The 26,981-nt window shown below is 67.7% G+C and carries 23 protein-coding genes, 1 tRNA gene and 2 pseudogenes; 11 read left to right on the top strand and 15 right to left on the bottom strand.

The annotated features are described in order from the left end of the window. Positions 1-11 precede the first annotated feature (11 nt). Positions 12-788, top strand: a complete 777-nt coding sequence (locus LRS03_RS01005; RefSeq protein WP_257829350.1) for an MBL fold metallo-hydrolase — start codon at positions 12-14, stop codon at positions 786-788. Between the two features lie 58 nt (positions 789-846). Here LRS03_RS01005 and LRS03_RS01000 read toward each other — a convergent pair whose 3' ends face one another. The 3 genes from LRS03_RS01000 to LRS03_RS00990 form a co-directional block, all read right to left on the bottom strand. After that, entirely contained in the window at positions 847-1,056 is a 210-nt protein-coding gene (locus tag LRS03_RS01000) for a hypothetical protein (protein WP_257823449.1), read from the bottom strand. Between the two features lie 140 nt (positions 1,057-1,196). Beyond that, a complete protein-coding gene (locus LRS03_RS00995) occupies positions 1,197-1,688 on the bottom strand; it encodes a hypothetical protein (protein WP_257823448.1) in 492 nt (163 codons plus the stop codon). Positions 1,689-1,698: 10 nt separating this feature from the next. Continuing rightward, entirely contained in the window at positions 1,699-2,823 is a 1,125-nt protein-coding gene (locus LRS03_RS00990) for a JmjC domain-containing protein (protein ID WP_257823447.1), read from the bottom strand. 25 nt (positions 2,824-2,848) lie between these two features. Here LRS03_RS00990 and LRS03_RS26690 point away from each other — a divergent pair. Then, positions 2,849-3,372: pseudogene (locus LRS03_RS26690) on the top strand (FKBP-type peptidyl-prolyl cis-trans isomerase). A 4-nt stretch (positions 3,373-3,376) separates the two neighbouring features. Here LRS03_RS26690 and dut read toward each other — a convergent pair. The 5 genes from dut to alaS form a co-directional block, all read right to left on the bottom strand. Then, positions 3,377-3,826: a dUTP diphosphatase gene (dut, locus tag LRS03_RS00975; protein WP_257823444.1), complete on the bottom strand. Its 450-nt coding sequence runs from the start codon at positions 3,824-3,826 to the stop codon at positions 3,377-3,379. After that, entirely contained in the window at positions 3,823-5,043 is a 1,221-nt protein-coding gene (gene coaBC, locus LRS03_RS00970) for a bifunctional phosphopantothenoylcysteine decarboxylase/phosphopantothenate--cysteine ligase CoaBC (RefSeq protein ID WP_257823443.1), read from the bottom strand. The genes dut and coaBC overlap by 4 nt, the downstream gene beginning before the upstream one ends. Before the next feature lie 28 nt (positions 5,044-5,071). Then, on the bottom strand, positions 5,072-5,833 hold the full coding sequence (locus tag LRS03_RS00965) for a dienelactone hydrolase family protein (protein ID WP_257823442.1): 762 nt from the start codon (positions 5,831-5,833) through the stop codon (positions 5,072-5,074). A gap of 71 nt (positions 5,834-5,904) precedes the next feature. Then, the gene (locus LRS03_RS00960) at positions 5,905-6,504 is read right to left on the bottom strand and encodes an NMCC_0638 family (lipo)protein (protein WP_257823441.1); all 600 of its coding nucleotides are present in this window, start codon (positions 6,502-6,504) and stop codon (positions 5,905-5,907) included. A 98-nt stretch (positions 6,505-6,602) separates the two neighbouring features. After that, complete coding sequence (alaS, locus tag LRS03_RS00955) at positions 6,603-9,245, bottom strand: alanine--tRNA ligase (protein WP_257823440.1); 2,643 nt, start codon at positions 9,243-9,245, stop codon at positions 6,603-6,605. 150 nt (positions 9,246-9,395) lie between these two features. Here alaS and LRS03_RS00950 point away from each other — a divergent pair, with 150 nt between their 5' ends. Continuing rightward, on the top strand, positions 9,396-10,874 hold the full coding sequence (locus tag LRS03_RS00950; protein WP_257823439.1) for an NAD-dependent succinate-semialdehyde dehydrogenase: 1,479 nt from the start codon (positions 9,396-9,398) through the stop codon (positions 10,872-10,874). Here LRS03_RS00950 and LRS03_RS00945 read toward each other — a convergent pair. The 5 genes from LRS03_RS00945 to LRS03_RS00925 all read right to left on the bottom strand — a co-directional run bounded on the left by LRS03_RS00945 (position 10,867) and on the right by LRS03_RS00925 (position 14,926). Beyond that, the gene (locus LRS03_RS00945) at positions 10,867-11,760 is read right to left on the bottom strand and encodes a GGDEF domain-containing protein (protein WP_257823438.1); all 894 of its coding nucleotides are present in this window, start codon (positions 11,758-11,760) and stop codon (positions 10,867-10,869) included. The genes LRS03_RS00950 and LRS03_RS00945 overlap by 8 nt on opposite strands. Positions 11,761-11,831: 71 nt before the next feature. After that, positions 11,832-11,905, bottom strand: a tRNA-Gly gene (locus tag LRS03_RS00940). 53 nt (positions 11,906-11,958) lie between these two features. Further along, a complete protein-coding gene (locus tag LRS03_RS00935) occupies positions 11,959-13,263 on the bottom strand; it encodes a C4-dicarboxylate transporter DctA (protein WP_257823437.1) in 1,305 nt (434 codons plus the stop codon). A gap of 61 nt (positions 13,264-13,324) precedes the next feature. After that, on the bottom strand, positions 13,325-13,951 hold the full coding sequence (locus LRS03_RS00930; RefSeq protein ID WP_257823436.1) for an acyltransferase: 627 nt from the start codon (positions 13,949-13,951) through the stop codon (positions 13,325-13,327). Between the two features lie 69 nt (positions 13,952-14,020). Then, complete coding sequence (locus LRS03_RS00925) at positions 14,021-14,926, bottom strand: aspartyl/asparaginyl beta-hydroxylase domain-containing protein (protein WP_257823435.1); 906 nt, start codon at positions 14,924-14,926, stop codon at positions 14,021-14,023. Between the two features lie 216 nt (positions 14,927-15,142). On the opposite strand from LRS03_RS00925, the gene LRS03_RS00920 reads away from it, so the two are divergent. The 3 genes from LRS03_RS00920 to trmB all read left to right on the top strand — a co-directional run bounded on the left by LRS03_RS00920 (position 15,143) and on the right by trmB (position 19,844). Further along, entirely contained in the window at positions 15,143-16,765 is a 1,623-nt protein-coding gene (locus tag LRS03_RS00920) for a serine hydrolase domain-containing protein (RefSeq protein ID WP_257823434.1), read from the top strand. 151 nt (positions 16,766-16,916) lie between these two features. Beyond that, the gene (locus tag LRS03_RS00915) at positions 16,917-19,088 is read left to right on the top strand and encodes a putative bifunctional diguanylate cyclase/phosphodiesterase (protein WP_257823433.1); all 2,172 of its coding nucleotides are present in this window, start codon (positions 16,917-16,919) and stop codon (positions 19,086-19,088) included. Between the two features lie 54 nt (positions 19,089-19,142). Further along, on the top strand, positions 19,143-19,844 hold the full coding sequence (gene trmB, locus LRS03_RS00910) for a tRNA (guanosine(46)-N7)-methyltransferase TrmB (RefSeq protein ID WP_257823432.1): 702 nt from the start codon (positions 19,143-19,145) through the stop codon (positions 19,842-19,844). On the opposite strand, the gene LRS03_RS00905 is transcribed toward trmB, so the two are convergent. After that, complete coding sequence (locus LRS03_RS00905; RefSeq protein ID WP_257823431.1) at positions 19,828-20,685, bottom strand: undecaprenyl-diphosphate phosphatase; 858 nt, start codon at positions 20,683-20,685, stop codon at positions 19,828-19,830. The genes trmB and LRS03_RS00905 overlap by 17 nt on opposite strands. 69 nt (positions 20,686-20,754) lie before the next feature. Between LRS03_RS00905 and LRS03_RS00900 the strand changes: the two genes are divergently transcribed. The 5 genes and pseudogenes from LRS03_RS00900 (at position 20,755) to ggt (ending at position 26,512) form a co-directional block, all read left to right on the top strand. Next, positions 20,755-22,533, top strand: a complete 1,779-nt coding sequence (locus tag LRS03_RS00900) for an ABC transporter transmembrane domain-containing protein (protein WP_257823430.1) — start codon at positions 20,755-20,757, stop codon at positions 22,531-22,533. A 127-nt stretch (positions 22,534-22,660) separates the two neighbouring features. Beyond that, positions 22,661-23,325: pseudogene (locus LRS03_RS00895) on the top strand (YiaD family glycine zipper/OmpA-like lipoprotein). A 90-nt stretch (positions 23,326-23,415) separates the two neighbouring features. Further along, positions 23,416-24,225: a thymidylate synthase gene (locus tag LRS03_RS00890; RefSeq protein WP_257823429.1), complete on the top strand. Its 810-nt coding sequence runs from the start codon at positions 23,416-23,418 to the stop codon at positions 24,223-24,225. Between the two features lie 10 nt (positions 24,226-24,235). Next, positions 24,236-24,673 carry a cupin domain-containing protein gene (locus LRS03_RS00885; protein WP_308296373.1) on the top strand — a complete coding sequence of 146 codons (438 nt, stop codon included), beginning with the start codon at positions 24,236-24,238 and terminating at the stop codon, positions 24,671-24,673. Between the two features lie 114 nt (positions 24,674-24,787). Beyond that, a complete protein-coding gene (gene ggt, locus LRS03_RS00880; protein ID WP_257823428.1) occupies positions 24,788-26,512 on the top strand; it encodes a gamma-glutamyltransferase in 1,725 nt (574 codons plus the stop codon). Here the strand turns inward: ggt and LRS03_RS00875 are convergent. Then, entirely contained in the window at positions 26,506-26,973 is a 468-nt protein-coding gene (locus tag LRS03_RS00875; protein WP_257823427.1) for a VOC family protein, read from the bottom strand. The two genes, ggt and LRS03_RS00875, sit on opposite strands and share 7 nt — an antisense overlap. Positions 26,974-26,981: the final 8 nt, after the last annotated feature.

Genomic DNA, 26,981 nt, shown 5'->3' with positions numbered 1-26,981 from the left:
TGGCCGCGATGATGCGCTTCTGCAGCCTCGGCAGCGGCAGCTCCGGCAATGCAACGCTGATCGAGGCCAGCGCCGGCATCACCACCACGCGCTTGCTGGTCGACTGCGGTTTCTCCTTGCGCGAGCTGGAGCGGCGGCTCGGCATGCGCGGCCTCGCCGCCGATGACATCGACGCCGTCTTCGTGACCCACGAACACGGCGACCACGTCGGCTGCGCCCTTCACCTCGCCCGCAAACACCACGTGCCGGTGTGGACCAGCCGCGGCACCTGGCGCGCGATCGGCGAACCTGAACTCGCCGACGGCCTGCTGCACTTTGCCCGCGACCTGGTTCCCGTTCAACTGGGCGACCTGGAACTGACGCCTTACACCGTGCCGCACGATGCGCACGAACCCCTGCAGCTGCGCGCGAGCGATGGCGCTGTGTGTCTGGGCGTGCTGACCGACGCGGGCTGCGCCACACCCCATCTGCTGGCCCAGCTGCAACGCTGCGATGCCCTGCTGCTGGAGTGCAACCACGACCGCAGCCTGCTTGCCAACTCGGCCTATCCGGCGTCGCTCAAGGCCCGCATCGGCGGGCGGCTGGGACACCTGGCCAACGACACCTCGGCGGATATCCTCGCCAGCTGCATGCACGGCGGGCTCAAGCACCTGGTGGCCGCGCACCTGAGCGAGCGCAACAACCGGCCGGACTTGGCGCAAGCCGCCTTGGCGGCGGTGTTCGGCGGGGTCCCCGCCGATATTGTCGTGGCCGACCCGGCAGAGGGATTCGACTGGCTCACGCTGTGAATCGGCGCACCATGAAAAAAGCCGCCCGAGGGCGGCTTTCTCAGAATCGGAGAACCGATTACTTGCTGGCAGCGGGGGCAGCAGCAGAAGCAGCGTCCGAAGCAGCGGCGGCCGGAGCGGCAGCCGAAGCAGCGTCAGAAGCGGCCGGGGCCGGAGCGGCCGGGGCAGCAGCCGGAGCGGCCGGAGCAGCAGCGGGCTCTTCCTTCTTGCCGCAAGCGGCCAGAGCAACAGCAGCAACCAGAGAAGCCATCAGAAGCGACTTTTTCATACTTGTCCTCAGTGAAAGGTTCAAACAATTACCGGTAATTGTGGGAACCCTCCGTCCTGGCAGATCCCCAACGTATCAGGCGAAAAACGCTCGAGCATTTCCACGCCAGCCCATGAGTATATCCGCTGTTAGGGAACTCCCTAGAGCCCCAAAGTGGTGACTGGAAAGGCCTCCTCCGATCGTTGCAAAAGCGCATCAAGCGCGTCGCGGATCCGGGTGGTGTCGGTGGGATCGAACGAGAGGCTGGCACGGTAGTGCTCGGCGTCGAGCACACGCAAGGTGATGAGCCCCGGCGCCAGGAAGAGGCCGCTCATCTGCCCGATGTCGGCTTCATCGACCGCGCGACAGTCGACGACATGCGACCACTGCCGCCGCCATTCCACCCAGCGCGGGTGACGCCGCGGGAATTCGTCGAAGCTCTCGGCCAGGACGGTGAGCTTGCGATGCGTGTAGGCCCAGCGCGAGAGGTTCTCGATCACCGAACGGTCGCTGATCGGCCAGTCGCTGAAGGTTGGATCGGCGATAAAAACTTCTCGGCACCCCTTGTCGGCCACGAAGGCGAACGCCTCTTTCAAGGCATCGTGAAACTCGGAACGAGAGGTGATGATGCGGGAGGTCGGCAGATCGTCCACGGCAGGCCTTTCAGTCTGAGAGCAAGTGCAGCCAACCGGCTTGCGCCCACTGGTCCAGCAATTCTCGGGCGTCATCGCTCAAGGCCGCAAGCCGCGCAGCGGGCAGCATGCGCTGATCGGCAAGGCGGCGCATCAGCGTCGCATCACGGCCCGTGGCTCGAAACGCTTCGCCGTTGATGTAGACATGACGCTCGTCATACAGCATGCGGGTGCGGCGGTCGAGGCGTACACCCTGCCCCGCCGCCAGAGGCTCTCCGGCATCGAACCACACGGCGGGTTTGGGCTCGCTCAACACTTCACCCAGCGCGCAGGCCAGCGCCTGCGGCTCGGCCAGCCAGCGTGCCACTTCGCGTGCAGCGAATTCGCGCAACGCATCGGGGATCAGCGCCGGCTGCGAGGTCGCCGGCTGGCGCGGGTCGCGGTACAGCGGATCGGGGTCGGGCCGCTCGCTGCCGTCGAGCATTCGTTGCAGCACCTCGTCGCGCAGCTCCGCGCGGCCCGCCGCGCGAAAGCCGATCGAAGCCGTCATGCATTCGCCGACCGCCACGCCATCATGGCCCCAGCCAGGGGGCAGGTACAGCATGTCACCCGGCTCGAGCACCCAGTCCCGCTGCGGCTTGAAGTGCTTGAGGATCTTGAGCGGCACCCCATCCACCAGGGTGGCGTCGCCGGGGGGCGCGATGCGCCAGCGGCGCTTGCCGTGAAGCTGCAGCAGGAACACGTCGTAGGAATCGACATGCGGCCCGACACCGCCACCATCGCTGGCCCACGACACCATCAGGTCGTCGAGCCGCGCATCGGGCACGAAGCGAAAGCGCGCGAGCAACTCATGCGCGGCGTCGAGGTGCGTGTCCAGGCCTTGCACGAGCAGCGTCCAGGCTGGCCGCGACACCGGCGGCAACGCGCGCCGTGCAAACGGGCCGTGCCGCAGTGTCCATGTCTTGCCCTGGTGCGCGACCACACGCGACTCGACACCCTCTCGCCCCGCCAACTCGAACAGCTCGGCACGATCCAGGAATGAGCCCTCGCCCGGCACCGCCTGGCGGATCAGCAAAGGCCGCTTTTGCCAGTGGCGGCGCATGAATTGCGCGGGCGACAAACCGCCCAGCAGCGTCATCGGTTCGGTGATGGTCATGGGGTCATTGTGCGATCATTGCCCGATGCTCATTTCAGCCCCCTGCGTCGTCAGTCTCACGTGGCGACTCGAAGATGCCCAAGGCCAGTTGATCGACGAACTGACCGCGCCGGTCGAGTTCTTTTTCGGGGGCGACGACCTGCTCGCCAAGGTCGAGGAAGCCCTCGAAGGGCAAGAGGCCGGGTTCCAGACCAAGCTGCACCTCGAACCTGAGCACGCCTTCGGTGACTACAACCCCGAGACTTCGTGTTCTTCGAGCCCGCATCGGTGTTCGACGACAAGCTCCAGCCCGGCCTGCAGTTCGAAGGCCCGCCCGAAGGCGCCACCACCGAAGGTCTGCCCGCCGATGCGATCTACACCGTGACCGAGGTCTACCCCGAGCACGTGGTGCTCGACGGCAACCACCCGCTCGCCGGCATCGCACTGCGTCTGGACGTGACCGTGCGCGACGTGCGCGAAGCGACCGAAGACGAGATCGAAGCCGGCAGCGTGAGCGAGCCCGGCATCAGCATCCTGCGCAGCGCGCCCGGCGGCTCAGACCTTCACTGAGCTGTCAGTGCTTGCCGGTGGACCCGAAGCCACCGGCCCCACGATCCGACGCGCCGAACTCGTCAACGACGTTGAACTTCGCCTGCACCACCGGCACGATCACGAGCTGCGCGATGCGCTCCATCGGCTGGATGGTGAACGTGGCATGTCCGCGGTTCCAGCAGCTCACCATCAGCTGGCCCTGGTAGTCGGAATCGATCAGGCCCACCAGGTTGCCCAGCACGATGCCGTGCTTGTGGCCAAGGCCGGAGCGCGGAAGGATGATGGCCGCGAGGCCCGGGTCGGCCACGTGGATCGCAAGCCCCGTCGGGATCAGCTGGGTCTGGCCCGGCTCCAGCACCATCGGTGCGTCGAGACAGGCGCGCAAATCTAGGCCGGCACTGCCGGCAGTGGCGTAGGCAGGCAGTTGCTCGGCCATGCGGGCGTCGAGCACTTTCAGATCGATGGTGGTCATGCGGATTTGGAGTGAAGGCGCTGGGCGATCTCGTTGACCAGCGCACGGGCGAGAGAAAGCTTGTCGGCGCGCGGCAGCTCGCGTTGCCCTTGCGCGTCGACGAGGATGAGCTGGTTGTCGTCGCGGCCGAAGGTGGCGGGGCCGAGGTTGCCCACCACCAGCGGCACGTTCTTGCGCTCGAGCTTCTCGCGGGCGTGTTTCAGCAGGTCGTGGCTTTCGGCCGCGAAGCCCACGCAGTAAGGACGCTTCGGGAGCTTAGCCACGGCCGCGAGGATGTCGGGGTTCTCGGTCAACTCGAAGGTCGGTGCGACCTTGTTGCCGTTCTTCTTAATCTTCTGATCGGACAGCGTGGCAGGCCGCCAATCGGCCACCGCGGCCGTGGCCACGAACACCGAGTGCTGCGGCGCCTGCGGCACCACCGCGTCGTACATCTGCTGCGCGGTCTGCACGTCGATGCGCCGCACGCCGCGCGGCGTGGGCAGGTGCACCGGGCCGGCCACCAGCGTGACCTCGGCGCCGGCCTCTTGCGCGGCACGGGCGATGGCGAAACCCATCTTGCCGCTCGACAGATTGGTGATGCCACGCACCGGGTCGATCGGCTCGAAGGTCGGACCGGCGGTGATCAGCAGGCGCTGGCCGCGCAGCACCTTGGGCACGAAGAACGCGATCAGCTCGTCGACGAGTTCATCGGCTTCGAGCATGCGCCCATCGCCGATCTCACCGCAAGCCTGGTCACCGTTGCCGGGGCCAAGGATGGTGGCGCCATCGGCTTTCAGCTGCGCCACGTTGCGCTGCGTGGCCGGGTGGGCCCACATCTCGCGGTTCATCGCAGGCGCGAGCAGCAAGGGGCAACGCTCGATGGGCCGGGCCAGGCACATGAGGCTCAACAGCTCGTCGGCGCGGCCGTGCACGAGCTTGGCCATCAAGTCGGCGCTGGCCGGGGCGATCAGCACCGCATCGGCGTTGCGCGTGAGGTTGATGTGCGCCATCGCGTTGGGCTCGCGGGTGTCCCACTGGCTGGTGTAGACGTGGCGGTTGGTCAGTGCCTGCAGGGTGACGGCGGTGATGAACTGCTCGGCGGCTTCGCTCATCGCGACCTGCACGGTCGCGCCGGCCTTGATGAGGCCACGCGCCAACTCGGCGCTCTTGTAGCAGGCGATGCCGCCGCTCAGACCCAGAACGATGTGGCGGCCTTGCAAATCGAGGGGTGTGCTCATGTGGGCGAGATTATGGCGGGCAGCCCGCTCAGCGTGCCTTCAGGAATTTCTGCAGCCGCGCGCGCGACGCGGCCCACGCCTGTGCGTCGCCGCCCACGTGAACACCCTGCCCGGGGTTGACGCCGTTGGGCACCTCGCGGCGCAGGCGCAGTGGCGCGTCGGAGTCGAAGCCATGGTAGGCGCCCGCATAGCCCTCGATCTCGATCTGCGAAGCACCCGCTGCCAGGCGATGGCAGGGTGCGGCAGGTGTCCAGTCGTCGGCTTCGCCCACCAGGATCAGGAGCGGCGCCACCGGTTCATAGCCGCGCCTGAGTTCGCTTTCGCAACCCGGGTAGAAGGCCACGGCAAAACTCGGCTGCACCGCTGCTGCGGCCACCGCGCGGTGCTTCCTGTTCGTCGCCGCCAGCACAGTGCTGCCGCCGTTGGACCAGCCGAGCAGACCCAGGCGCTTTGCGTCGACCTCGGGCCGGCTGGCCAGCCATTGCAGGGCCGCTTGGGCATCGAGGCGCCGGTTCGTCTGCGTGATCGCGCGCTCCCCATTGCGCTGGGTGCACAGCTCGCGTTCGCCGCGCGGCGTGAGCGAGTCCACCACCAGCACGTGCCAGCCTTCACCATTGAGCCATTGCGCGTAGTCGCGCATGCGTTCACTCGGGCGGCCATTGCGGCCGTACATGCCGCCGCAACCGTGCAGCAGCACGATCGCCGGCGCCTTCGGCGCGGCCACCGGGTGCCAGTAGGCCTTGAGCACGACGGCCTGTCTGCCCGGCGCATCCAGGCTGGGGAAGGACACTTCGCTCTGCGCATGCGCCGCCGCAGCAATTGCCAATGCCGCGACGAACCCACAAAGCCGGCGCAAGCGGCTCATCGCGTGGGCATCCCGTCCGGCGCAAACGCCGGCGTGGCCGGCAGCGGCGCCACGTTGAGACCCTGCGTGCCGGGCGCGTCGCCGAGCGTGGTGATGGCCCCGATGCCGAGGTCGCCACTGGCCCCGACCGCGCGATAGCGCCACTGCAGCTGGTTGCGCCAGGCGCCGGCGCGTTCGAAATTGCGATCGACCCCGAGTTGAACCTTCGCCCCGCGACTTGCCAGCAGCGCGAGCGACTCCTGCATCGCGGTGCGCACCGGCGGGCCGGGCATCTGCTCGGCCCACACCGTGCATTGCCGGCCAGTCGCCGCCGCCAGCAGCACCTGGCCGCGCGTGCCCGGGGCAGCGAGCACGCTCCCGGGTTGCCCGGCGAGCAGGCCGTCCATGCTGCCGCGCATCGGATCGACGGGCTCGAAGCCCTGGGCCAAGGCCCAGTCGACCGCGGCGCCCTCTTCCGCATTCGTCTGTACACACGCCTGCACGAAGATGCGCGCGGCACCGTTGGGCGTGGCCCAGGCCGACAGCGGCGCCGGGCCTGGCTGGGCCAGCGCGGCGCTCCCGAAAGCACTCCACAACACGCCCACGACCAGCCTCATGCCATGTCTCCTTCCGGCGAGATGATGAAACGAAAACGCCCGCTCATGGAGCGGGCGTTTTCATCAGCTTGCAAGCAGAGGTACCAAACCCCGCAGCGTCAAACGCGCTCGGCCACCCAGCCTCGCACCGAGGCCAGCGCCGCGCCGAGGTTCTTCGGGTCGGTGCCGCCGGCCATCGCCATGTCGGGCTTGCCGCCGCCCTTGCCGCCCACCTGCTGGGCGACGAAGTTGACCAGCTCGCCGGCCTTGACCTTGGCGATGCGGTCGGCCGTCACACCGGCCGCGAGCTGCACCTTGCCGCCGTCCACCGCGGCCAGCACGATGGCGGCGCTCTTGAGCTTGTCCTTCAGCTTGTCCATCGTTTCGCGCAGCGCCTTGGCGTCGGCGCCATCGAGCACGGCGGCCAACACCTTCAGGCCGTTCACGTCGATGGCCTGGGCGAGAAGCTCGTCGCCTTGCGACGAGGCCAGCTTGCCCTTCACCGCCGCGAGTTCCTTTTCGAGCGCACGCACCTGCTCCAGCACCTGGCTCAGGCGGCCTGGCACTTCCGCCGGCGAGGCCTTGAGGGTGCTCGCGAGCTGCTGCACCGTCGATTCGAGCGACTGCAGATAGCTCAGCGCGTTGTCGCCGGTGACCGCCTCGACACGGCGCACGCCGGCCTGGATGCCCGATTCGGAGACGATCTTGAAGAGCCCGATGTCACCCGTGCGCTGAACATGGGTGCCGCCGCACAGTTCGCGGCTGCTGCCGATGTCGAGCACGCGCACTTCGTCGCCGTACTTCTCGCCGAAGAGCATCATCGCGCCGGTCTTCTGCGCTTCTTCGATCGGCAGCACACGCGCCTGCGTCGCATGGTTGGCCAGGATCTCGGCGTTGACGATGGCTTCGACCTTGGCGATCTCGGCGTCGGTCATTGGCTGGTTGTGCGCAAAGTCGAAGCGTGTGCGTTCGGCGTTGACCAGCGACCCCTTCTGCTGCACATGGGCGCCCAGCACTTCGCGCAGGGCCTTGTGCATGAGGTGGGTGGCCGAATGGTTGCGCACGGTCTTCGCGCGGCGCTCGGTGTCAACGCGGGCGTTGAGCACGTCGCCCACGGACACTGAGCCTTCGACGACCCGGCCATGGTGGCCGAACACCGCCGCCTGCACCTTGATCGTGTCTTCGACGAGGAAGCGCGAGCTGGCGTTGCGCAGCTCGCCGGTGTCGCCGACCTGGCCGCCGCTCTCAGCGTAGAACGGGGTGTGGTCGAGCACCACCACCGCGTCATCGCCGGCCTTGGCGCTGGTGGCAGGCGTGCCGTCGATGTAGATGGCGGTGACCTTGGCGGCGTCGTGCGTGAGCTGCTCGTAGCCGTGGAAGGTGGTGTCGGCACCGGTGTATTCGAGGCCTTGCGCCATCTTGAACTTGCCGGCCGCACGGGCCTGCTCGCGCTGGCGGTTCATGGCGGCATTGAAGCCGACCTCGTCGACCGTCACGCCGCGCTCGCGGCACACGTCGGCCGTGAGGTCGAGCGGGAAGCCGTAGGTGTCGTGCAGCTTGAAGGCGGTTTCGCCATCGATGGTCTTGGCGCCCGCCTTGTCCAGCGACACCAGGGCGGCTTCGAGGATTTCCATCCCGTTGGCGATGGTGCGGAAGAAGCCTTCTTCTTCCTGCTTGAGCACCTCGGTCGCGCGCTGCTGGTTCTTGCGCAGCTCGGGGTAGGCGTCGCCCATCTCGGCGGCGAGTGCGTCGACCAGCGTGTAGAAGAACGGCTTGCGTGCACCGAGCTTGTAGCCGTGGCGGATGGCGCGGCGCGCAATGCGGCGCAGCACGTAGCCGCGGCCGGCGTTGCTCGGGATCACGCCATCGACCACGGTGAAGGTGCAGGCGCGGATGTGATCTGCGATCACCTTCAGCGACGGCGACTCCTTGTCGCAGTCGCCGCCCGCCGAGGCGGCGTCGACCGCCTTCTTGGCGGCCGCCAGCAGGTTCACGAAGGTGTCGATCTCGTAGTTGCTGTGCACGTGCTGCAGCACGGCGCACAGGCGCTCCAGGCCCATGCCGGTGTCCACGCTCGGCTTCGGGAGCTTGTGCATCACGCCCGCTTCGTCGCGGTTGAACTGCATGAACACGTTGTTCCAGATCTCGATGTAGCGGTCGCCGTCCTGTTCGGCAGACCCCGGCGGGCCGCCCGCGACCTCGGGGCCGTGGTCGTAGAAGATCTCGGTGCAGGGGCCGCAGGGCCCGGTGTCGCCCATCATCCAGAAGTTGTCGGAGGCGTAGCGCGCACCCTTGTTGTCGCCGATGCGCACGATGCGCTCGGTGGGCACACCCACTTCCTTGTTCCAGATCTCATAGGCCTCGTCGTCTTCGGCGTAGACGGTGACCCAGAGTTTTTCCTTCGGCAGCTTGTAGACCTCGGTCAAGAATTCCCAGGCGTACTTGATGGCATCGTGCTTGAAGTAGTCACCGAACGAGAAGTTGCCCAGCATCTCGAAGAAGGTGTGGTGCCGTGCGGTGTAGCCCACGTTCTCGAGGTCGTTGTGCTTGCCGCCGGCGCGGATGCACTTCTGCGCAGTGGTGGCACGGGTGTAGGGGCGCTTGTCGAAACCGAGGAACACGTCCTTGAACTGGTTCATGCCGGCGTTGGTGAACAGCAGCGTCGGGTCGTCGCCCGGCACGACCGGACTCGAAGCCACGATGGTGTGGCCCTTGGCTTCGAAGAACTTCAGGAACTGCGAACGGATTTCAGAGGCTTTCATGCCAATCGCTTTCAGGGGGTGAACCGACGGTAAGTGCTTGATTTACCGGGGGTCGCGATTATAGGTGCCGCCCCTCTGACGAAGCCCCGCACGGCAACGTGAGAAGGCTGCGACTTATCATGCCCCGAAGCCCCCGCCGGAGACAGAAACATGGACACTCGCGCCTCGCCCCTCGCCCAACTGGCCGACCAGAGCCTGCTCAAGAGCAACGCCCTGCTCAACGGCGAATGGGTCGGCGGCAGCCGCCGATTCGACGTGGTCGACCCGGCCACCGGGCAGAAGCTGGTCGACGTGGCCAACCTGGGCACGATCGAGACCCGCCAGGCGCTGGACGCAGCCAACGCCGCCTGGCCGCTCTGGCGCAGCAAGACCGCCAAGGAGCGGGCCACCATCCTGATGAAGTGGTTCCACCTGCTGCACCAGCATGCCGACGACCTGGCCCGCATCATGACGGCCGAGCAGGGCAAGCCGCTGGCCGAAGCCAGGGGTGAGGTGACCTACGGCGCAAGCTTCATCGAGTGGTTTGCCGAAGAGGCCCGGCGCGTCTATGGCGAGACGGTGCCCACCACCGACAACAACAAGCGCTACCTCGTCATCAAGCAGAGCATGGGCGTGTGCGCGGCCATCACGCCGTGGAACTTCCCCATCGCGATGATCACGCGCAAGGTGGCGCCGGCACTCGCCGCCGGCTGCCCGGTCGTCATCAAGCCGGCCGAGCAGACACCGCTGTCGGCACTGGCCGTGGCCGAGCTGGCACAGCGCGCCGGCATGCCGGCGGGTGTGCTCAACGTGATCACGGCCGACGGCGCGAACTCCATCGAGGTCGGCAAGGTGCTGTGCGCAAGCGACATCGTGCGCCATCTGTCCTTCACCGGCTCGACGGAGGTCGGCCGCATCCTCGCGGCGCAATGTGCGCCGACGATCAAGAAACTCTCACTCGAATTGGGCGGCAACGCGCCCTTCATCGTATTCGACGATGCCGACCTCGACAGCGCCGCCGAAGGGGCGCTTGCGAGCAAGTACCGCAACGCCGGCCAGACCTGCGTCTGCGCCAACCGGCTCTACGTGCAGGAGGGCGTGTACGACGCCTTCGTGCAGAAGCTCACCGAGAAGGCCCGCTCGATCAAGGTCGGCAACGGCTTCGAGCCCGGCGTGACACAAGGCCCGCTGATCGACGATGCGGCCATCGCCAAAGTCGAGAAGCACGTGGCCGACGCCACCGCCAAGGGCGGCAAGGTGCTCACCGGCGGCAAGAAGATCGGCGACCGCTTCTACGAGCCCACGGTGATCGCCAACGCGACGAGCGACATGCTCTGCGCCCGCGAAGAAACCTTCGGCCCGGTGGCGCCGGTTTTCCGCTTCAAGACCGAAGCCGAGGCGATCGCCGCGGCGAACAACACCGAGTTCGGCCTGGCGAGCTACTTCTACAGCCGCGACGTGGGCCGCATCTTCCGCGTGGGCGAAGCGCTGGAGTACGGCATGGTCGGCATCAACACCGGCTTGATCTCGACCGCCGAAGTGCCCTTCGGAGGGGTGAAGCAGTCAGGCCTGGGCCGGGAGGGCTCGCACCACGGTATCGACGACTACGTCGAGATCAAGTACCTCTGCCTCGGCGACATCCTCAAGTGACGGGACCGTCGTTCGCCGAATCCTGCATGCCGTAGGCGCCGAGCAAGGCGCCGGTCGACGCATGCCGCAGCAGCGGCTCGGGCTGTTTGCCGTCGTCCGGATACTGGGCCACGCCGACGTGTGCCGTGATCGGCACCTCGCTGCCGGCGATCTTGAAGGGGTCGCGCAGCGAGCGCAGCAGCTTCTGCACCACGTATTCGGCGTCGGTCGCCGACTCGGTGGACGGCAGCAGAACCGCAAACACATCACCGCCGAGCGAGGCGACCACGTCGCTCGCGCGCACACCGGCACGCAGGCGCACCGCGATCTTGCGGCGCACCACGTTCGCCGACTCCACCCCGTGCCCGCTTTCCACGCCCTGCAGGCCCTCGATGCGGAAGGCCAGCACGCTCACCGGCTTGGGCTCGCGCTCGCGCAAGGCCAGCAGCTGGCTCATGTGTTCGATCAGCTGCTGGCGGTTGGGCAGGCCGGTGCCGAGGTCGGTGGCGTAGGCCTTGCGCGCCTCCACCTCGACCTGCTTGCGCTGTGCGGCCAGGCGCACGCGTTGCGCCAAGGACACGGCATCGGCTTGCAGCACCACGTCCTGCACGCCGGTGTTGAGCAATCGTTGCTGAGTGGCGCCGTCCATGGTGTCGGTCAACACCAGCACGGCAGCGTCTGCGCACACCGCCGACAGCGCGGCCCACGGGATGGGCGCGGCCTGGGCACCGGACGGCAGACACACGAGGGCCGCGTCCGCACCCGCGATCGCGTCACGGGAGGGCTGGGCGCCGAGGTCTTGCACAGCGCTGGCCGTGAACGGCCCCCATGCACTGGCGTCGGGCAGGTCGAACGCCGGCGCCTCGGGTCGGTCCACCCACACGATACGAAGCAGCTTTTCTCTCATGCCCGACTCTCCCAGCGACCTGACGCCTTCAACGACAAGGGCCGCAAAAGCGGCCCTGCGGGATGGGAATGTGGAGCGGGTGAAGGGAATCGAACCCTCGTATGAAGCTTGGGAAGCTGCCGTTCTACCATTGAACTACACCCGCGATGTGGCGCGGATTCTAGCGTGGTACGCGATCGCCTCCCCTGCGGGCCGGGATCACGCCCGCGCTGTAGCGGGCGGCTCGGTTTCCAGCGGTGGTTGCGGCTCGCCGCCCAGCACGGCGCGGGCGCGGGCCATGTCGATGTCGCCCTCCCACGCCGCCACCGCGACGGTGGCCACGCAGTTGCCGATGAGGTTGCCCAGAGCGCGTGCGATGCCCATGAACCAGTCGACCGACAACACCAGCACGAGGCCGATGGCGGGGATGGCCGGAATCGCCTGCAGCGTGGCAGCCAGCACCACGATCGCCGAGCCCGGCACGCCGTGCGCCCCTTTCGACGTGACGAGCGAGACCGCAAGAATCGCCAGCAGGTCGGTCGTCGAGATCGGCGTGTTGGTCGCCTGTGCGATGAACACCGCCGCCAGGGTGATGTAGATCGAGAAGGCATCGAGGTTGAACGAATAGCCGGTGGGGATCACGAGCCCGACCGTCGAGTCGCGGATGCCCAGGTTGCGCAGCTTGGCCATCACCTGCGGCAGCACGCTGTCGGACGAGGTGGTGGCGAACACCACGGTGAGTTCCTCGCGCAAGTAGGCGAGCAGCTTCAGCAGGCTCAGCCCGGTGAAGCGCATCACGAGCCCGAGCACCCCGAAGACGAACACCAGCACCGCGGCATAGAAGAGCACCACCAGCAGCCCCAACTGCTTGAGCGAACCGAGGCCGTACTTGCCCACGGTGAAGGCGATCGCCCCCAGCACCCCGAGCGGCGCCAACCGGATGATGAGCCCCATGATCTTGAAGAGCACCTGGCCCAGCTCGTCGACGAGACCGCTCACCGCCTGCGCGCGCTCGCCGAGCATCGCCAGCGCGCAACCGAACAGCACCGCGAACAGCAGCACCTGCAGCACGTCGCCGGTGGCAAAGGCATTGACGACCGTCGTCGGGATGAGCTTGAGCAGGAATTCCACCGTGCCACCGCCGGTGAGCTTGTTCGCGTTTTCGGCGTAGGCCCCCATCGCCTTGGCATCGAGCGCCTTCGGGTCGATGTTCATGCCGGCACCCGGCTGGAAGACGAAGGCCAGCACCAGACCCAACACCAGCGCGATGGTCGTGATGACCTCGAAATAGACCAGCGCCTTGACGCCCACCCGCCCCACCCGCCTCAGGTCGCCCGCGCCGGCGATGCCGTGCACCACGACGCAGAAGACGAGCACCGGAATGATCATCTTGATGAGCTTGATGAAGCCATCGCCGAGCGGCTTGAGCTTGGCGGCGAAGTCGGGCCACAGGAGCCCCAGCACGACACCCAGGACCAACGCCAGGACGACCTGGCCGAACAGGGACCGGAGGAATCTGGACATGGCGCAGCCTCACGCGGTGGGGGGACACACCCCACCGCCATGCAAGCCGCGAGCCAGCCGCTCAGCGGGCGGTGGCGACCGCGCCGGGCCCGTAGAAGCTGGCGAGGCGCTGGCGCAGCAGCTCGGGTTCGAGCGCCGGGTCAAAGTCGCCCACGCGCTGCTCGATCAGCGGGTACCACGGGTAGCTGCGGGCCTTCTCGAGCTTGCGCTGCACCAGCTCTTCGGTGCTCATGAGCGTGCGGGTCGAGCTCGCGCCCACCACGGTGTTGGGCGGCACGTCCTTGGTGACCACCGCGCCGGCGCCCACCACCGAGTTCGGCCCGATCGTGACGCCGGGCATGATGATCGCGCCGTAGCCGATGAACGAGTTGTCGCGCACGTCGATCTTGCCGACGGCATCGAGGCGCACGCCGTAGGCGTTGTTCAGCACGCGGATCGAGCCGTCGTGCCCGATGAACGTGGCCTCGGAGATGCCGCAGTTGTTGCCGATGCGCACGTACGACGGATCGGTGAACACGGCACCCTTGGTGATGGTGGTGTTCACGCCCACCGAGTACAGGCCGCCCCAGCGCCCGAGGTAGCGCGCGTGCTCATGGTTGGTCGGTTTGCCGAAGCGCAGCCACAAGGCACCCAGGTGCCCGTGCTCGAGGGCGAGGTAGCGCAACAGGCGTCGAAGTACTTTCATCATGGCGGCCATGCTAGGCAGCCGCCACGGCGCCATCAACGAAGCAAATCGTTCATCGATATGCGGGCCGGCTCACCAGAACATCAGCCACAGCAGGCCGACGATCAGCACCCACTTGCCCACGTAGTACAGCCTGCGGTTCGAAGCCTTCACCGCCTTGGCCTTGAGCCTCAGCGCATAGAGATGGCGAAAGAAGCGGTTGATGCCCCCGACCGTGCCGGCCTCGGTCTCCACGTTCTGGCTCGATGCCGCCGCCATCACGTGGGTGGCGAAGAAGCGGTTGAACCAGCGCATCGGCGCCGTGCGCAGGGGCCGCTCGACGTCGCAGAACAGCACCACCCGCTGCTGCCCGGTGGTGTTCTCGGCGTAGTGGATGTAGGTCTCGTCGAACATCACCGCCTCGCCATCGCGCCAGTGGTAGCGCTCGCCGTCGACCTCGATGTAGCAGCCGGGGTCGTTGGGTGTGGCCAGGCCCAGGTGGTAGCGCAGCGAGCCGGCGTACGGGTCGCGGTGGCGCGTGAGCCGCGCACCCGGTGGCAGCGAGGCAAACATCGCCGCCTTGATGCTGGGAATGCCCTTGAGCAGCGCCACCGTCTGCGGGCATTGCGCCTTGGCCGAGGGCATGTCCTTGCCGTACCAGCTCAGGTAGAAGCGCTTCCAGCCGGTGCGGAAGAACGAGTTGAAGCCGATGTCGTTGTAGCCGGTGGCCGCCCGGATCTGCCCGCTGTCCTGCAGCTGCAGGGCTTCGTCGCGGATGGTCTGCCAGTTCGCGGCCAGCGGCGCGAGCTCGGGGAAGTCGCGCGTGTCGAGGTAGGCCGAGGCGGGCACGCGCGAGAACAGGTACATCAGCGCGTTGATCGGCGCCAGCAGGATGGTGAAGTCGAGCGCACGTTTCAGCTCGAAACGCTCGCGACCGCGGAAGTGGGCGTACAGGGCAGCCGCCAAGAAGGTGAGAAGCACCCAATGTCGAAGGACCATGGCGGCGGATTCTGGCAGCGCTGCCGATAGGTGAGTGATTGCTCGGGTTATGCCGCCCGTGCCCGCTCGATACAAGCCCGCACTTTCATCCGGGATCGCGAGACCGAGCGATCGTTTTCCACCGGAGAACGCAGCCTCGGGAAATTGCTATCCGCGATTTTTGCACGGCAATCCATATTTGCCGGCCTCAGCAAAAAGTTCCAAAAGGAGACCTCCATGACCTTCCCGACCCGCCGGCTGCTCTGCGGCCTCGGCCTGACCTTCGCCGCAGCGGCCGCCCAGGCCGACGTGCTGCTCGACCAGACTTTCAGCGCCGGGCTCGGCAGCTTCACCACCACCGGCAGCGTGAGCACCGGCAGCTACGGGGCGCGCATGACGGCCTCGCTGTTCAGCGCCGATGGCGCGATCCGCTCTGCGCCTATCAGCACGGTCGGCTTTAGCAACCTCACGCTGCAGTTCAGCCGCAGCTCCACCGGGCTCGACACCGGTGAGGCTGGCATCGTCGAGTTCTCGACCAACGGCAGCACCTACACCGTGCTCGAGTCGAGCGCCAGCGCTTCGGGCCCCGCCACCTTCGCGCTGCCCACCACGGCGGCCGGGCAGGCCACGCTCTACATCCGCTTCCGCGTCAACGCCAACAGCTCCACCGAGTCGTACACCGTCACCAACGCCCGCCTCGAAGGCACGCGCACTGGCACCCCGCCGCCCACCGGCAGCCTCACCGACCCCGGCACCGGCCCGTGGACGCTGGTCTCGCCCTCCAACGTGGCCAACGAGTGCAAGCTCGACCCAAGCGCGCTGCAACAGGCCAACCGCACGCTCGGCCTGTCGTACGCGATCGTGCGCTACGGCAAGCTCTGCCACGAGTACTACCCGAGCGGCCGTGATTCGGCCAGCCAGGTCTATTCGACGACGAAGACCATGGGCGCACTGACCATCGGCGCGTTGATCCACCAGACGCGCAACCTCACGCCCACCACCACCCGCAAGCGCGGCCCGCTGGGTGAGTTCCAGCGCATCGACCACTGGCTCGACAGCTTCACCTTCCACCGCGACTCCACCACCGCCCACGTGCTGGGCATGGTGAGCGACGCCTCGTCGAGCCTCAGCTACCCGAACCGCGAGTTCGTCTACGACACCGTCGGCAGCGATGCGATCAACCGCCTGAGCGACGTCGTCAACACCGTCGTCGCGCAAGACACGACCCGCCTGGGCAGCAACATCGGCGCCTTCTGGACGCGCTACCTCGCGCAGCCGCTCGGCTTCGAGAACTCCACCTGGGGCACCTCGTCGTCGAGCAAGAACTTCGCGACGAGCTGGCAGACCACCATCCGCGACATGGCGCGCCTGGGCCTCTTGATGAACAACGGCGGCGTGTGGGGCGGCCAGCGTCTGGTCGACGTGAACTACCTCTACAACCTGGCCCACACCTCTTTCGAGGATGCCAACACCCGCTACGGCTACCTGACCTGGCTCAACGAGGCCGACAGCTGCGCACCGAAGCCGCAGTACCGCAGCTACCCGCACGGCCCGGTCTCGGGCGCACCGAACTGCGGCCGCACGACGGGTTGCCCGGCGCAGCAGTACGACGTTGGCGTGTTCTTCGCGGCCGGCCTCGGCGGCCAGTACATCATCGTGCACCGTGGCCTCGACATGGTGATCGTGGTGAAGGACTCCGGCGGCCAGTCGGGCGAAGAGCCCGGCCGCTTCTGGCAGGCCATCCGCCCGGCCGTGGTCGCCCTCGACCCCACCTACCGCGGCAACAACACCGCCTTCTGCGCGGCCTACGGCGCCGGCAACTACGCGCCCGATCTCAAGCTGTGGGAAGGCAACCGCTGAGCCGTCGAATGCGGGGTGCGTCGACCCCGCGTCTGACGTGAGGCATTCCACACGCACCGGGGCCGCATCTGGCCCCGGTGCCTCTTGCGAGCTGCCACGCCGCCGATACTGAAGACAGCCGTGTCGAATCTGACCCGGAACCGGCTGTCCGATGTCCTACCTGATCCCGAGCTACGACCCCTGGGTGGTCGTCGCCTCCCTCTCGATCGCTTTCCTCGCGTCGTACGTCGCGCTGGACCTGGTCGAGCGCATCCGCGCCAACGGCACCCGTGCCGCCCGCCTGTGGTGGCTGTGCGGCTCGGTCGCGATGGGCACAGGCATCTGGTCCATGCACTTCGTGGGCATGCTGGCCTACACGCTGCCGATCACGCTCGGCTACACCGGCGGCATGACCCTGCTCTCGTGGCTCGCCGCCGTGGCGGTGAGCAGCATCGCGCTCGGCGTGGCCGGGCGCGGCGAAGCGGCGGCCTGGCGCATCACGGCCGGCGCGCTGGTGATGGGGGCCGGCATCTGCGCCATGCACTACACCGGCATGGCGGCGCTCGACATGGCACCCGGCATCGTCTGGAACGGGCTGCTCATCGCCGCCTCGGCCGCCATCGCCACCGGCGCCGCCGCGGCGGCGCTGCTCATCTTCTTCGGGCTGCAGGGCGTGCACGGCGTGCGCCGACGCCAGCTCTACAAGGCTGCCGCCGCGGTCGTGATGGGCCTGGCCATCAGCGGCATGCACTACACCGGCATGGCCGCCGCCAGCTTTCCCGCCAACGCCCTGTGCCTGAGCGCCAACCAGCTCGGCGGCAGCCAGCTCGGCGGCATGGTGATGCTGGCCTCGGGCGCGCTGCTGTCGCTCACGCTCTTCACCTCGATGCTCGACAGCCGCCTGCAGCACAAGACCTCGCGCCTGGCGGATTCGCTCAAGCAAGCCAACAGCGAGCTGCAATCGGCCAACGACGAACTCAAGCGCCGCACCTTCCTCGACCCCCTCACGGGCCTGCCCAACCGGCTGCTCTTCGAAGACCGGCTGGAGCACGCCCTCGCGCGCAGCCAGCGCGACGGCGGCCAAGCGCAGCCGCGCCTTGCCGTGCTCTTCGTCGACCTCGACGGCTTCAAGCCCGTCAACGACTCGCTCGGCCATGCCGCCGGCGACCACGTGCTGCGCGCCATTGCCGAGCGGCTGCGCCACGTGGCCCGCGAGCGCGACACCGTGGCACGCATCGGCGGCGACGAGTTCGTGCTGCTGCTCGAAGACCTGCGCGACGAGACCGATGCCGCCGCCTTCGCGCGCCGGGTGGTGGCCACCGTCTGCGAGCCGATCGAACACCAGGGGCGCAGCCTGCAGGTCAACGCCTCGGTGGGCATCGCCGTGCATCCCGACCACGGGGCCGGCGACCGCCTGATGGTCCATGCCGACGCGGCGATGTATGCCGCCAAGCGCGCCGGCGGCAACACCTACGCGCTCTTCGAGGCGCACATGAATTCGGATGCCTTGCACCAGCTGTCGCTGCAGACCGACCTTCGTCAGGCCTTGAAGAACGGGCAGCTGAGCCTGCACTACCAGCCCAAGCTCGACAGCCACAGCGGCCGCATCCACAGCGCCGAAGCGCTGCTGCGCTGGCAGCACCCCGAGCGCGGGCCGGTGCCGCCGACGGTGTTCATCGCGGTGGCCGAACGCTTCGGGCTGATCCAGGAGCTGGGCAACTGGGTGATCGAAGAGGCCTGCCGCCAGCTGCGCTGCTGGGACGACCACGGCCTGCACCTGCGCGTGGCGATCAACCTCTCGGTGCACCAGCTGCGGCAAGACGACCTCGTCGACCGCATCGCCGCCGCACTCGAGCGCCACCGCATCGACGCCAGCCGCCTGCTGTGCGAGATCACCGAGTCGATGGCGATGGAAGACACCCAGGCCACGCAGCGTGCGCTCGACGGCCTGGGCCGGCTGGGCGTCTACCTCTCGATCGACGACTTCGGCACCGGCCATTCCAGCCTGAGCTACCTGCGCAAGCTGCCGGCGCGCCAGCTGAAGATCGACAAGAGCTTCATCCACGACCTCGACACCGACCGCGACGCCCGCGCCGTGGTCGACGCGGTGATCAAGCTCGCCCACGCGCTCGACCTGAGCGTTGTGGCCGAAGGGGTGGAGACCGAGGCCCAGCGCGACATCCTCGTCGAGCTGCAGTGCGACGAACTGCAGGGCTACCTGATCGCCCGGCCGCTGCCGCCCGAGCAGCTCATGGCCTGGACCACCGACCAGCGCCCGGCCAACGCGCCGGCGTTTTCAGCCTCGGTCTTCGGCGACGACGAGCCGCACCGGCACGCCGCCTGAGCACACGCTCCCCGCGAGGCACAATGCGTGCCCCGCATCCGGCGCGGGCTCTCCATGACCGACGACACCCCCTCTTCCTTTCCACACCGGCGCAGCATCCGCAGCTTCGTCGTGCGTGCCGGCCGCATGGGCACGGGCCAGGTCCGCGCGCTCGAAACCCTGGGCCCGCGCTTCGTGCTGCCCTACGCGCCACAGCCGCTCGACGCCGCCGCGGCCTTCGGCCGCGAGGCGCCGCTGGTGCTGGAGATCGGCTTCGGCATGGGCCACGCCACCGCCGAGATCGCACGCGCCCTGTCAGGCACGAACTTCCTCGGCGTGGAGGTGCACACGCCCGGCGTCGGTGCGCTGCTCAAGCTGATCGACGAGCAGCAGCTCACCAACCTGCGCATCGTGCAGCACGATGCGGTCGAGGTGCTGGAGCACATGATCGCCCCCGGCTCGCTGGCCGGCGTGCACATCTTCTTTCCCGACCCGTGGCACAAGAAGAAGCACAACAAGCGCCGTCTCATCCAGGCGCCCTTCGTCGCCAAGCTCGTGACGCGCCTGGCGCCCGGCGGCTACCTGCACTGCGCGACCGACTGGCAGCCGTATGCGGAGCAGATGCTGGAAGTGCTCTCGGCCGAGCCCGGCCTGCGCAACACCGCCGAGGGCTACGCGCCCAAGCCGGCGTACCGGCCGCTCACCAAGTTCGAGAACCGTGGCCTCAAGCTGGGCCACGGGGTGTGGGACCTGGTCTTCGTCAAGCCGCCCAGGTGACGAGGCCGGTGTAGGCCGTGCCGAGCACGATGAGGCCGAACACGATCCGGTACCACGCAAAGACCGTGAAGTCGTGCGTCGACACGTAGCGGATCAACCAGCGGATGCACAGCAGCGCGCTGATGAACGCGAACACCGTGCCCACGAGAAACATCGGCAGGTCGCCCCATTGCAGCAGCTCGCGCTGCTTCCACACCGAGTAGGCGCCGGCGCCCATCAGCGTGGGGATGCCCAGGTAAAAGCTGAACTCGGTGGCTGCCTTGCGCGAGAAACCGAGCACGATGGAGCCGATGATGGTGGCGCCCGAGCGGCTGGTGCCGGGAATGAGCGCGAGGCACTGCAGCAGGCCCACCTTCAGCGCGTCGATCGCGCTCATGTCGTCGACCGTCTCCACCCGCGCATGCCGCGTGCCTTCGGTGTCACGCTCGCCGTAGAGCCGCTTGTGGCGCCGCTCCACCCACAGGATCACGAGGCCGCCCACGATGAAGGCGATGGCCACCGGCACCGGCTTGAAGAGATGCTGCTTGATGGCGCTTCCGAGCAGCAGGCCCAGCAGCGCAGCCGGGATGAAGGCCACCACGACGTTGCGTGCGAAGCGTTGCGCCACCGGGTCGTGCGTGATGCCGGCGACCGTGCGGCCGAGCTTCTGGCGGTATTCCCAGATCACCGACAGCATCGCGCCGGTCTGGATCGCGATCTCGAACACCTTGACGGTGTCGCCGGTGAAATTGAGCAGGGAGCCGGTGAGGATGAGGTGGCCGGTGCTGGAGATGGGCAGGAATTCCGTCAGGCCTTCGACGATGCCCATGATGGCTGCCTTCAGCAGCAGTACGACGTCCAAAAGCAAGCCCCCTGGTAAAAAGACGCCGCATGATAGCGGCGGCCCTGTGACCCTACTGACCCCCGCCCCATGCCCGACAACGCCCCACCCGCTGCCCGCAACGTGAAGTCGCTCAGCGGCCTGCGCCCCTTCCTGCGGCCGTACCGGCTGCACATTGCAATGGCCGTGCTGTTCCTCGTGCTTGCCGCCGTCACCACCTTGGTGCTGCCGCTCGCGCTCAAGTCGCTGATCGACCAGGGCCTGGTCTCGGCCGACCCCGGCGAGCGTGTGATGGCGCTGCGCGAACACTTCTTCGCCCTCTTTGCCGTCGGCGCCGCACTGGGGGTGTTTTCGGCCGCACGCTTCTATGCCGTCACCTGGCTCGGCGAGCGTGTGACCGCCGACCTGCGCAACGCCGTCTATGCCCACGTGGTGAAGCAGAGCCCCGAGTTCTTCGAGACCACGCAGACCGGCGAGGTGCTCTCGCGCCTGACCACCGACACCACGCTCGTGCAGACGGTCGTCGGCTCCAGCCTCTCGATGGGCCTGCGCAACGCGGTGATGGGCATTGGCGCGCTGCTGATGCTCGTCATCACCAACCCGTACGTGATGTCGCAGGTGCTGGGCATCCTGGTGCTGGTGGTGCTGCCCTCGCTCTACGCCGGCCGCCGCGTGCGCAAGCTCAGCCGCGCCAGCCAGGACCGCGTGGCCGACTCGGCCGCCATCGCGGCCGAGGTGCTCAACGCGATCCCCGTGGTGCAGAGCTACACGCAGGAGCAACGCGAATCGCAGCGCTTCGACACCTCGACCGAAAACGCCTTCCGCACCGCCGTCAAGCGCACCCGCATGCGCTCGCTGCTGGTCGCCTTCATCATCACCGCCACCTTCGGCGCGCTGCTGTGGGGCCTGTACCAGGGCACACAGGCGGTGATGCGCGGCGCCATCACACCCGGGCACCTGGGGCAGACGGTGGTGTACGTGATCATCCTCGTGGGCAGCGTGGCAGTGCTGTCCGAGGTGTACGGCGACATGCTGCGCGCCGCCGGCGCCACCGAGCGCCTGATGGAACTGCTGGCCGCACGCTCGCCGATCGAGTCGCCGCCGCGGCCGACACCGCTGCCGCCGACCGCCGCGGGGTCGTCGGTGGAGTTGCGCGACGTCAGCTTCCACTACCCTTCGCGGCCAGCACACCCATCGCTGTCGCAGGTGTCGCTGAGCGTGCAACCCGGCGAGACCGTGGCCCTCGTGGGCCCGAGCGGCGCGGGCAAGAGCACCGTCTTCCAGTTGCTGCTGCGCTTCTACGACACGAGCCGGGGCGAGGTGCGGATCGACGGCGTGCCGGTGCGAGAGATCGCGCTCGACGCACTGCGCCGGCGCATCGGCATCGTGCCGCAAGACAGCGTGATCTTCTCGGCCAACGCGATGGAGAACATCCGCTACGGCCGGCCCGAGGCGAGCGACGACGAGGTGGTGGCGGCCGCCCGCGCCGCCTTCGCCGACGACTTCATCCGCCAGCTGCCCGAGGGTTACGCCACCTTCCTCGGCGAGCGCGGTGTGCGCCTGTCGGGCGGCCAGCGGCAGCGCATCAGCATCGCCCGCGCGATGCTGAAGAACCCACCGCTGCTGCTGCTGGACGAGGCCACGAGTGCGCTCGACGCCGAAAGCGAACGCATGGTGCAGGCCGCTCTCGAATCGGCGATGCAGGGGCGCACGACGCTCGTCATCGCGCACCGGCTGGCGACCATCCAGCGCGCCGACCGCATCGTGGTGATGGAGCACGGCCACATCGTGGAAACCGGCACGCATGCGAGCCTGATTGCCAGCAACGGGCTGTACGCGCGCCTTGCAGCGCTGCAATTTGAGCAATGAGATGTTGCGGGTGTAGGCATCGTCCGACAGACAGCTCACGCCACGCTCCGACAGACACGCCCCAAGGGGAGCCGACACTCCTTCGGCATCGGTGCCGACACCGGCACCGCTCTCGAAGGAGTCTTCCATGAACAGAAAAGCAGCATCCCGTCTCACCCTGGCCGCCCTCGCCTCCGCCGCACTGGCACTGGCCGGCTGCGAAAGCATGACCCCCACGCAAAGGGCACCGCCGTCGGCGCGGGCGTAGGCGCAGGCGCCGGCGCCGTGATCGGCAAGGCCGCCGGTGACCGGGCGGGTGTGGGCGCCGTGGTCGGCGGCGCGGTGGGCGCCATCGCCGGCAACATCTGGTCGAAGAAGCAGGAGGAGCGCAAGCGCCAGATGGAGCAGGCCACGCAAGGCACCGGCATCGACGTGACCCGCACCGCCGACAACCAGTTGAAGCTCAACGTGCCGAACGACGTGTCGTTCGACGTCAACAGCGCCAACATCAAACCCGAGCTGCGCAGCGTGCTCGACACCTTCGCCAACAGCCTGCGCGGCGACCAGGCCGCCATGCTCACGATCGTCGGTCACACCGACAGCACCGGGTCGGATGCCATCAACAACCCGCTGTCGCTGGAGCGCGCCCGCAGCGTGAAGGACTACCTGGCCGCCCGCGGCGTGTCGCCCACCCGCATCGAGACCGCCGGCCGCGGCGAGCGCGAGCCGGTCGCCGACAACAGCACCGATGCCGGCCGCGCCCGCAACCGCCGCGTCGAGATGTATTTGCGCGAGCCGGCGCAGCAGGGGTGATTCCTTTCATTCCACGACGCAACGGCGCCCACGGGCGCCGTTTTTCCTGCTCGCGGATAATCCGTCGGCCGCTTCCGAGGAGCCCCTGACGTGACCCGCCCCACCCGTTCTCAGTACGAAGATTTCATGCGTCACGTGCACGAGCACGGCGTCTTCAAGGCCGACCGCACCGGCACCGGCACGAAGAGCGTGTTCGGCCACCAGATGCGCTTCGACCTGAACGAAGGCTTCCCGCTGGTCACGACCAAGAAGATCTTCACCAAGGCGGTGATCCTGGAACTCCTGTGGTTCCTGCGCGGCGACAGCAACGCCAGGTGGCTGCAGGAGCGCGGCGTGACCATCTGGGACGAATGGGCTGCCCCCAACGGCGACCTGGGCCCGGTCTACGGCGTGCAGTGGCGCTCGTGGCCCACGCCCGATGGCGGGCACATCGACCAGATCGCCGAGGTCGTGAACCAGCTCAAGACCAACCCCGACTCGCGCCGCATCATCGTGAGCGCCTGGAACGTGGCCGAGCTGTCGAAGATGGCGCTGATGCCCTGCCACGCGTTCTTCCAGTTCTACGTCGCGAACGGCAAACTCAGCTGCCAGCTTTACCAGCGCAGCGCCGACATCTTCCTCGGCGTGCCGTTCAACATCGCCAGCTACGCGCTGCTCACGCACATGCTCGCGCAGCAGTGCAACCTGGAAGTGGGTGACTTCATCTGGACCGGCGGCGACTGCCACATCTACAGCAACCACACCGAGCAGGTCGCGCTGCAGCTCTCGCGCAAGCCCTACCCCTATCCGCTGCTGCGCATCAAGCGCAAGCCCGAATCGATCTTCGACTACCAGCTGGAAGACTTCGAGTTCGTCGAGTACCAGCACCACGAGACGATCAAGGCGCCCGTCGCCGTCTGAAGGCGCGAACATGGGCCAACCGAGGCACCCCGTCTCGCTGCGCGCCGATGAGGCACCCGCACGCACCAAGCCGTCGAACTACCCCGAGCCCTTCGCCTCGCGCATGTCCGGGCGCCTCAAGAGGCCGCTCGGCGATCTCTTCGGCCTCGTCAACTTCGGCGTCAATCACACGACACTTGCGCCCGGTGCCGCCTCGGCCCTGCGCCATGCGCACAGCAGGCAAGACGAGTTCATCTACATCCTGCAAGGCCATCCCACGCTGCACACCGACGAGGGCCTGACCCGGCTCGCGCCCGGCATGTGCGCCGGCTTCGCCCACGGCACCGGCAACGGCCACCGCCTTCTCAACGAGACGACGGAAGACGTGGTCTACCTCGAAATCGGCGACCGCACGCCCGGCGACGAAGGCAGCTACCCCGACGACGACCTGCGTGCCGAATCTCGTTGACGGCAAGTGGCGCTTCACGCACAAAGACGGCACCCCTTACACCTGACCCGGCCTTTGTCGACGGCCCGCACGGGCTGTGCTGTGATCGGCGCTTCTCGTTTGCGGAGCTTCCCGATGACCGTCGCCAGAGTCCAGCGTTTTGCCCTCAGCCTCGTGCTCGCCGTCGTGCTGCCGGCGGCACACGCCGCATCGGTGGCGCCGGTCGCCGCCGAAAACGGCATGGTCGTCACCGCCCAGCACCTCGCCACCCGCGTGGGGGTCGACGTGCTGAAGGACGGTGGCAACGCCGTCGATGCGGCCGTGGCCGTGGGCTATGCGCTCGCGGTGGTCTACCCCGCCGCGGGCAACTTGGGCGGTGGCGGCTTCATGACGATCCAGTTCGCCGATGGCCGCAAGACCTTCCTCGACTTCCGCGAGAAGGCTCCGCTCGCTGCCAGGCCTGACATGTACCTCGGCCCCGACGGCAACGTCGTCAAGGGCCTGAGCACCAAGGGCTACCTCGCCGCTGGCGTGCCCGGCACGGTGCACGGCCTCGAGGTCGCGCTCAAGAAGTACGGCACGATGAAACGCGCCGCGCTGATCGACCCGGCCATCCGCTACGCCGAGCGCGGCTTCGTGCTCGACCAGGGCGACATCGACATGCTCAAGACCGCGACCGAGGACTTCCGCAAGGACGCCCCCTCGGCCGCCATTTTCCTGAACAAGGGCGAGCCTTTCGAGGTGGGGCAGACGCTCAGGCAAGCCGACCTCGCGCGCACGCTCAAACGCATCCGCGCGCAGGGCGCCGACGGTTTCTACAAGGGTCCGGTCGCCGCCGAGATGGTGGCGGCGAGCCAGGCCGGCAAGGGTCTCTTCACGCAGGTCGACTTCGACCAGTACACCACCCGCGAGATGGCGCCCATCGAGTGCGACTACCGCGGTTACCGCGTGATCTCGGCGCCACCACCCAGCTCGGGCGGCGTGATCATCTGCGAGATGCTCAACATCCTCGAGGGCTATCCGCTGAAGGACCTGGGCTTCCGCTCGGCGCAGGCCGTGCACTACCAGATCGAGGCGATGCGCCATGCGTACGCCGACCGCAACGCCTACCTCGGCGACCCCGACTTCGTGAAGAACCCGATCGAGCGCCTGCTCGACAAGAACTACGCCGCGAAGATCCGCGCCGCCATCGACCCGGCCAAGGCCGGCGTGTCGCAGGAGATCAAGCCCGGCGTGCCGCCGCACGAGGGCAGCAACACCACGCACTACTCCATCGTCGACAAGTGGGGCAACGCCGTCTCGGTGACCTACACGCTCAACGACTGGTTCGGCGCGCGCGTGACCGCCGTCAAGACCGGCGTGCTGCTCAACAACGAGATGGACGACTTCACCGCCAAGGTGGGCGTGCCCAACATCTACGGCCTGGTGCAGGGCGAGGCCAACAAGATCGAGCCCGGCAAGCGCCCGCTGAGCTCGATGAGCCCGACCATCGTCTCGAAGGACGGCAAGCCGGTGATGGTGGTCGGCACACCGGGCGGCAGCCGCATCATCACCGTGGTGCTGCACACCATCCTGAACGTCGTCGACTACGGCATGAACATCCAGGAGGCGGTCGACGCACCGCGCTTCCACCAGCAGTGGTTGCCGGAGGCGACCAACTTCGAGCGCTTCGCGATCAGCCCCGACACGCAGAAGCTGCTCGAAGGCATGGGCCACAAGGTCGGCAACCCGCAACCGGCCAACCACGTGGCCGCCATCCTGATCGGCGCACCGTCGCTCGGCGGCAAGCCGGTGGGCAAGAACCGCTACTACGGCGCCAACGATCCGCGGCGCAACTCGGGGCTCGCGAAAGGCTACTGAAGCGCGGCGATGACCTCGGGCGGCGCCTGCACCAGCTCGATCAGCACGCCCTCACCCGCGATCGGAAACTCGTCGTTCGCCTTCGGGTGCAGGAAGCAGATGTCGTAGCCGGCCGCCCCCTTGCGGATGCCACCGGGCGCAAAACGCACGCCCTTGGCGGTGAGCCACTCCACGGCCTTGGGCAGGTCGTCGATCCACAGCCCGATGTGGTTGAGCGGCGTGGTGTGCACCGCCGGCTTCTTCTCGGGGTCGATCGGCTGCATCAGGTCGACCTCGACCTTGAACGCACCCTTGCCCATCGCGCAGATGTCTTCGTCGACGTTCTCCCGCTCGCTGACGAAATTGCCGGTGACTTCGAGGCCCAGCGTGTCGACCCAGAGCGTGCGCAGGCGCTCCTTGCTCGGGCCGCCGATCGCCACCTGCTGGATGCCCAGCACCTTGAACGGTCTCGTCGTGCTCATGTCCGTGT

This window comes from Rhizobacter sp. J219 (assembly GCF_024700055.1).
GTDB lineage: Bacteria > Pseudomonadota > Gammaproteobacteria > Burkholderiales > Burkholderiaceae_C > Rhizobacter.
Note: the sequence above shows the minus strand (reverse complement) of the source record. Positions and strands in the feature narration are given on the sequence as shown.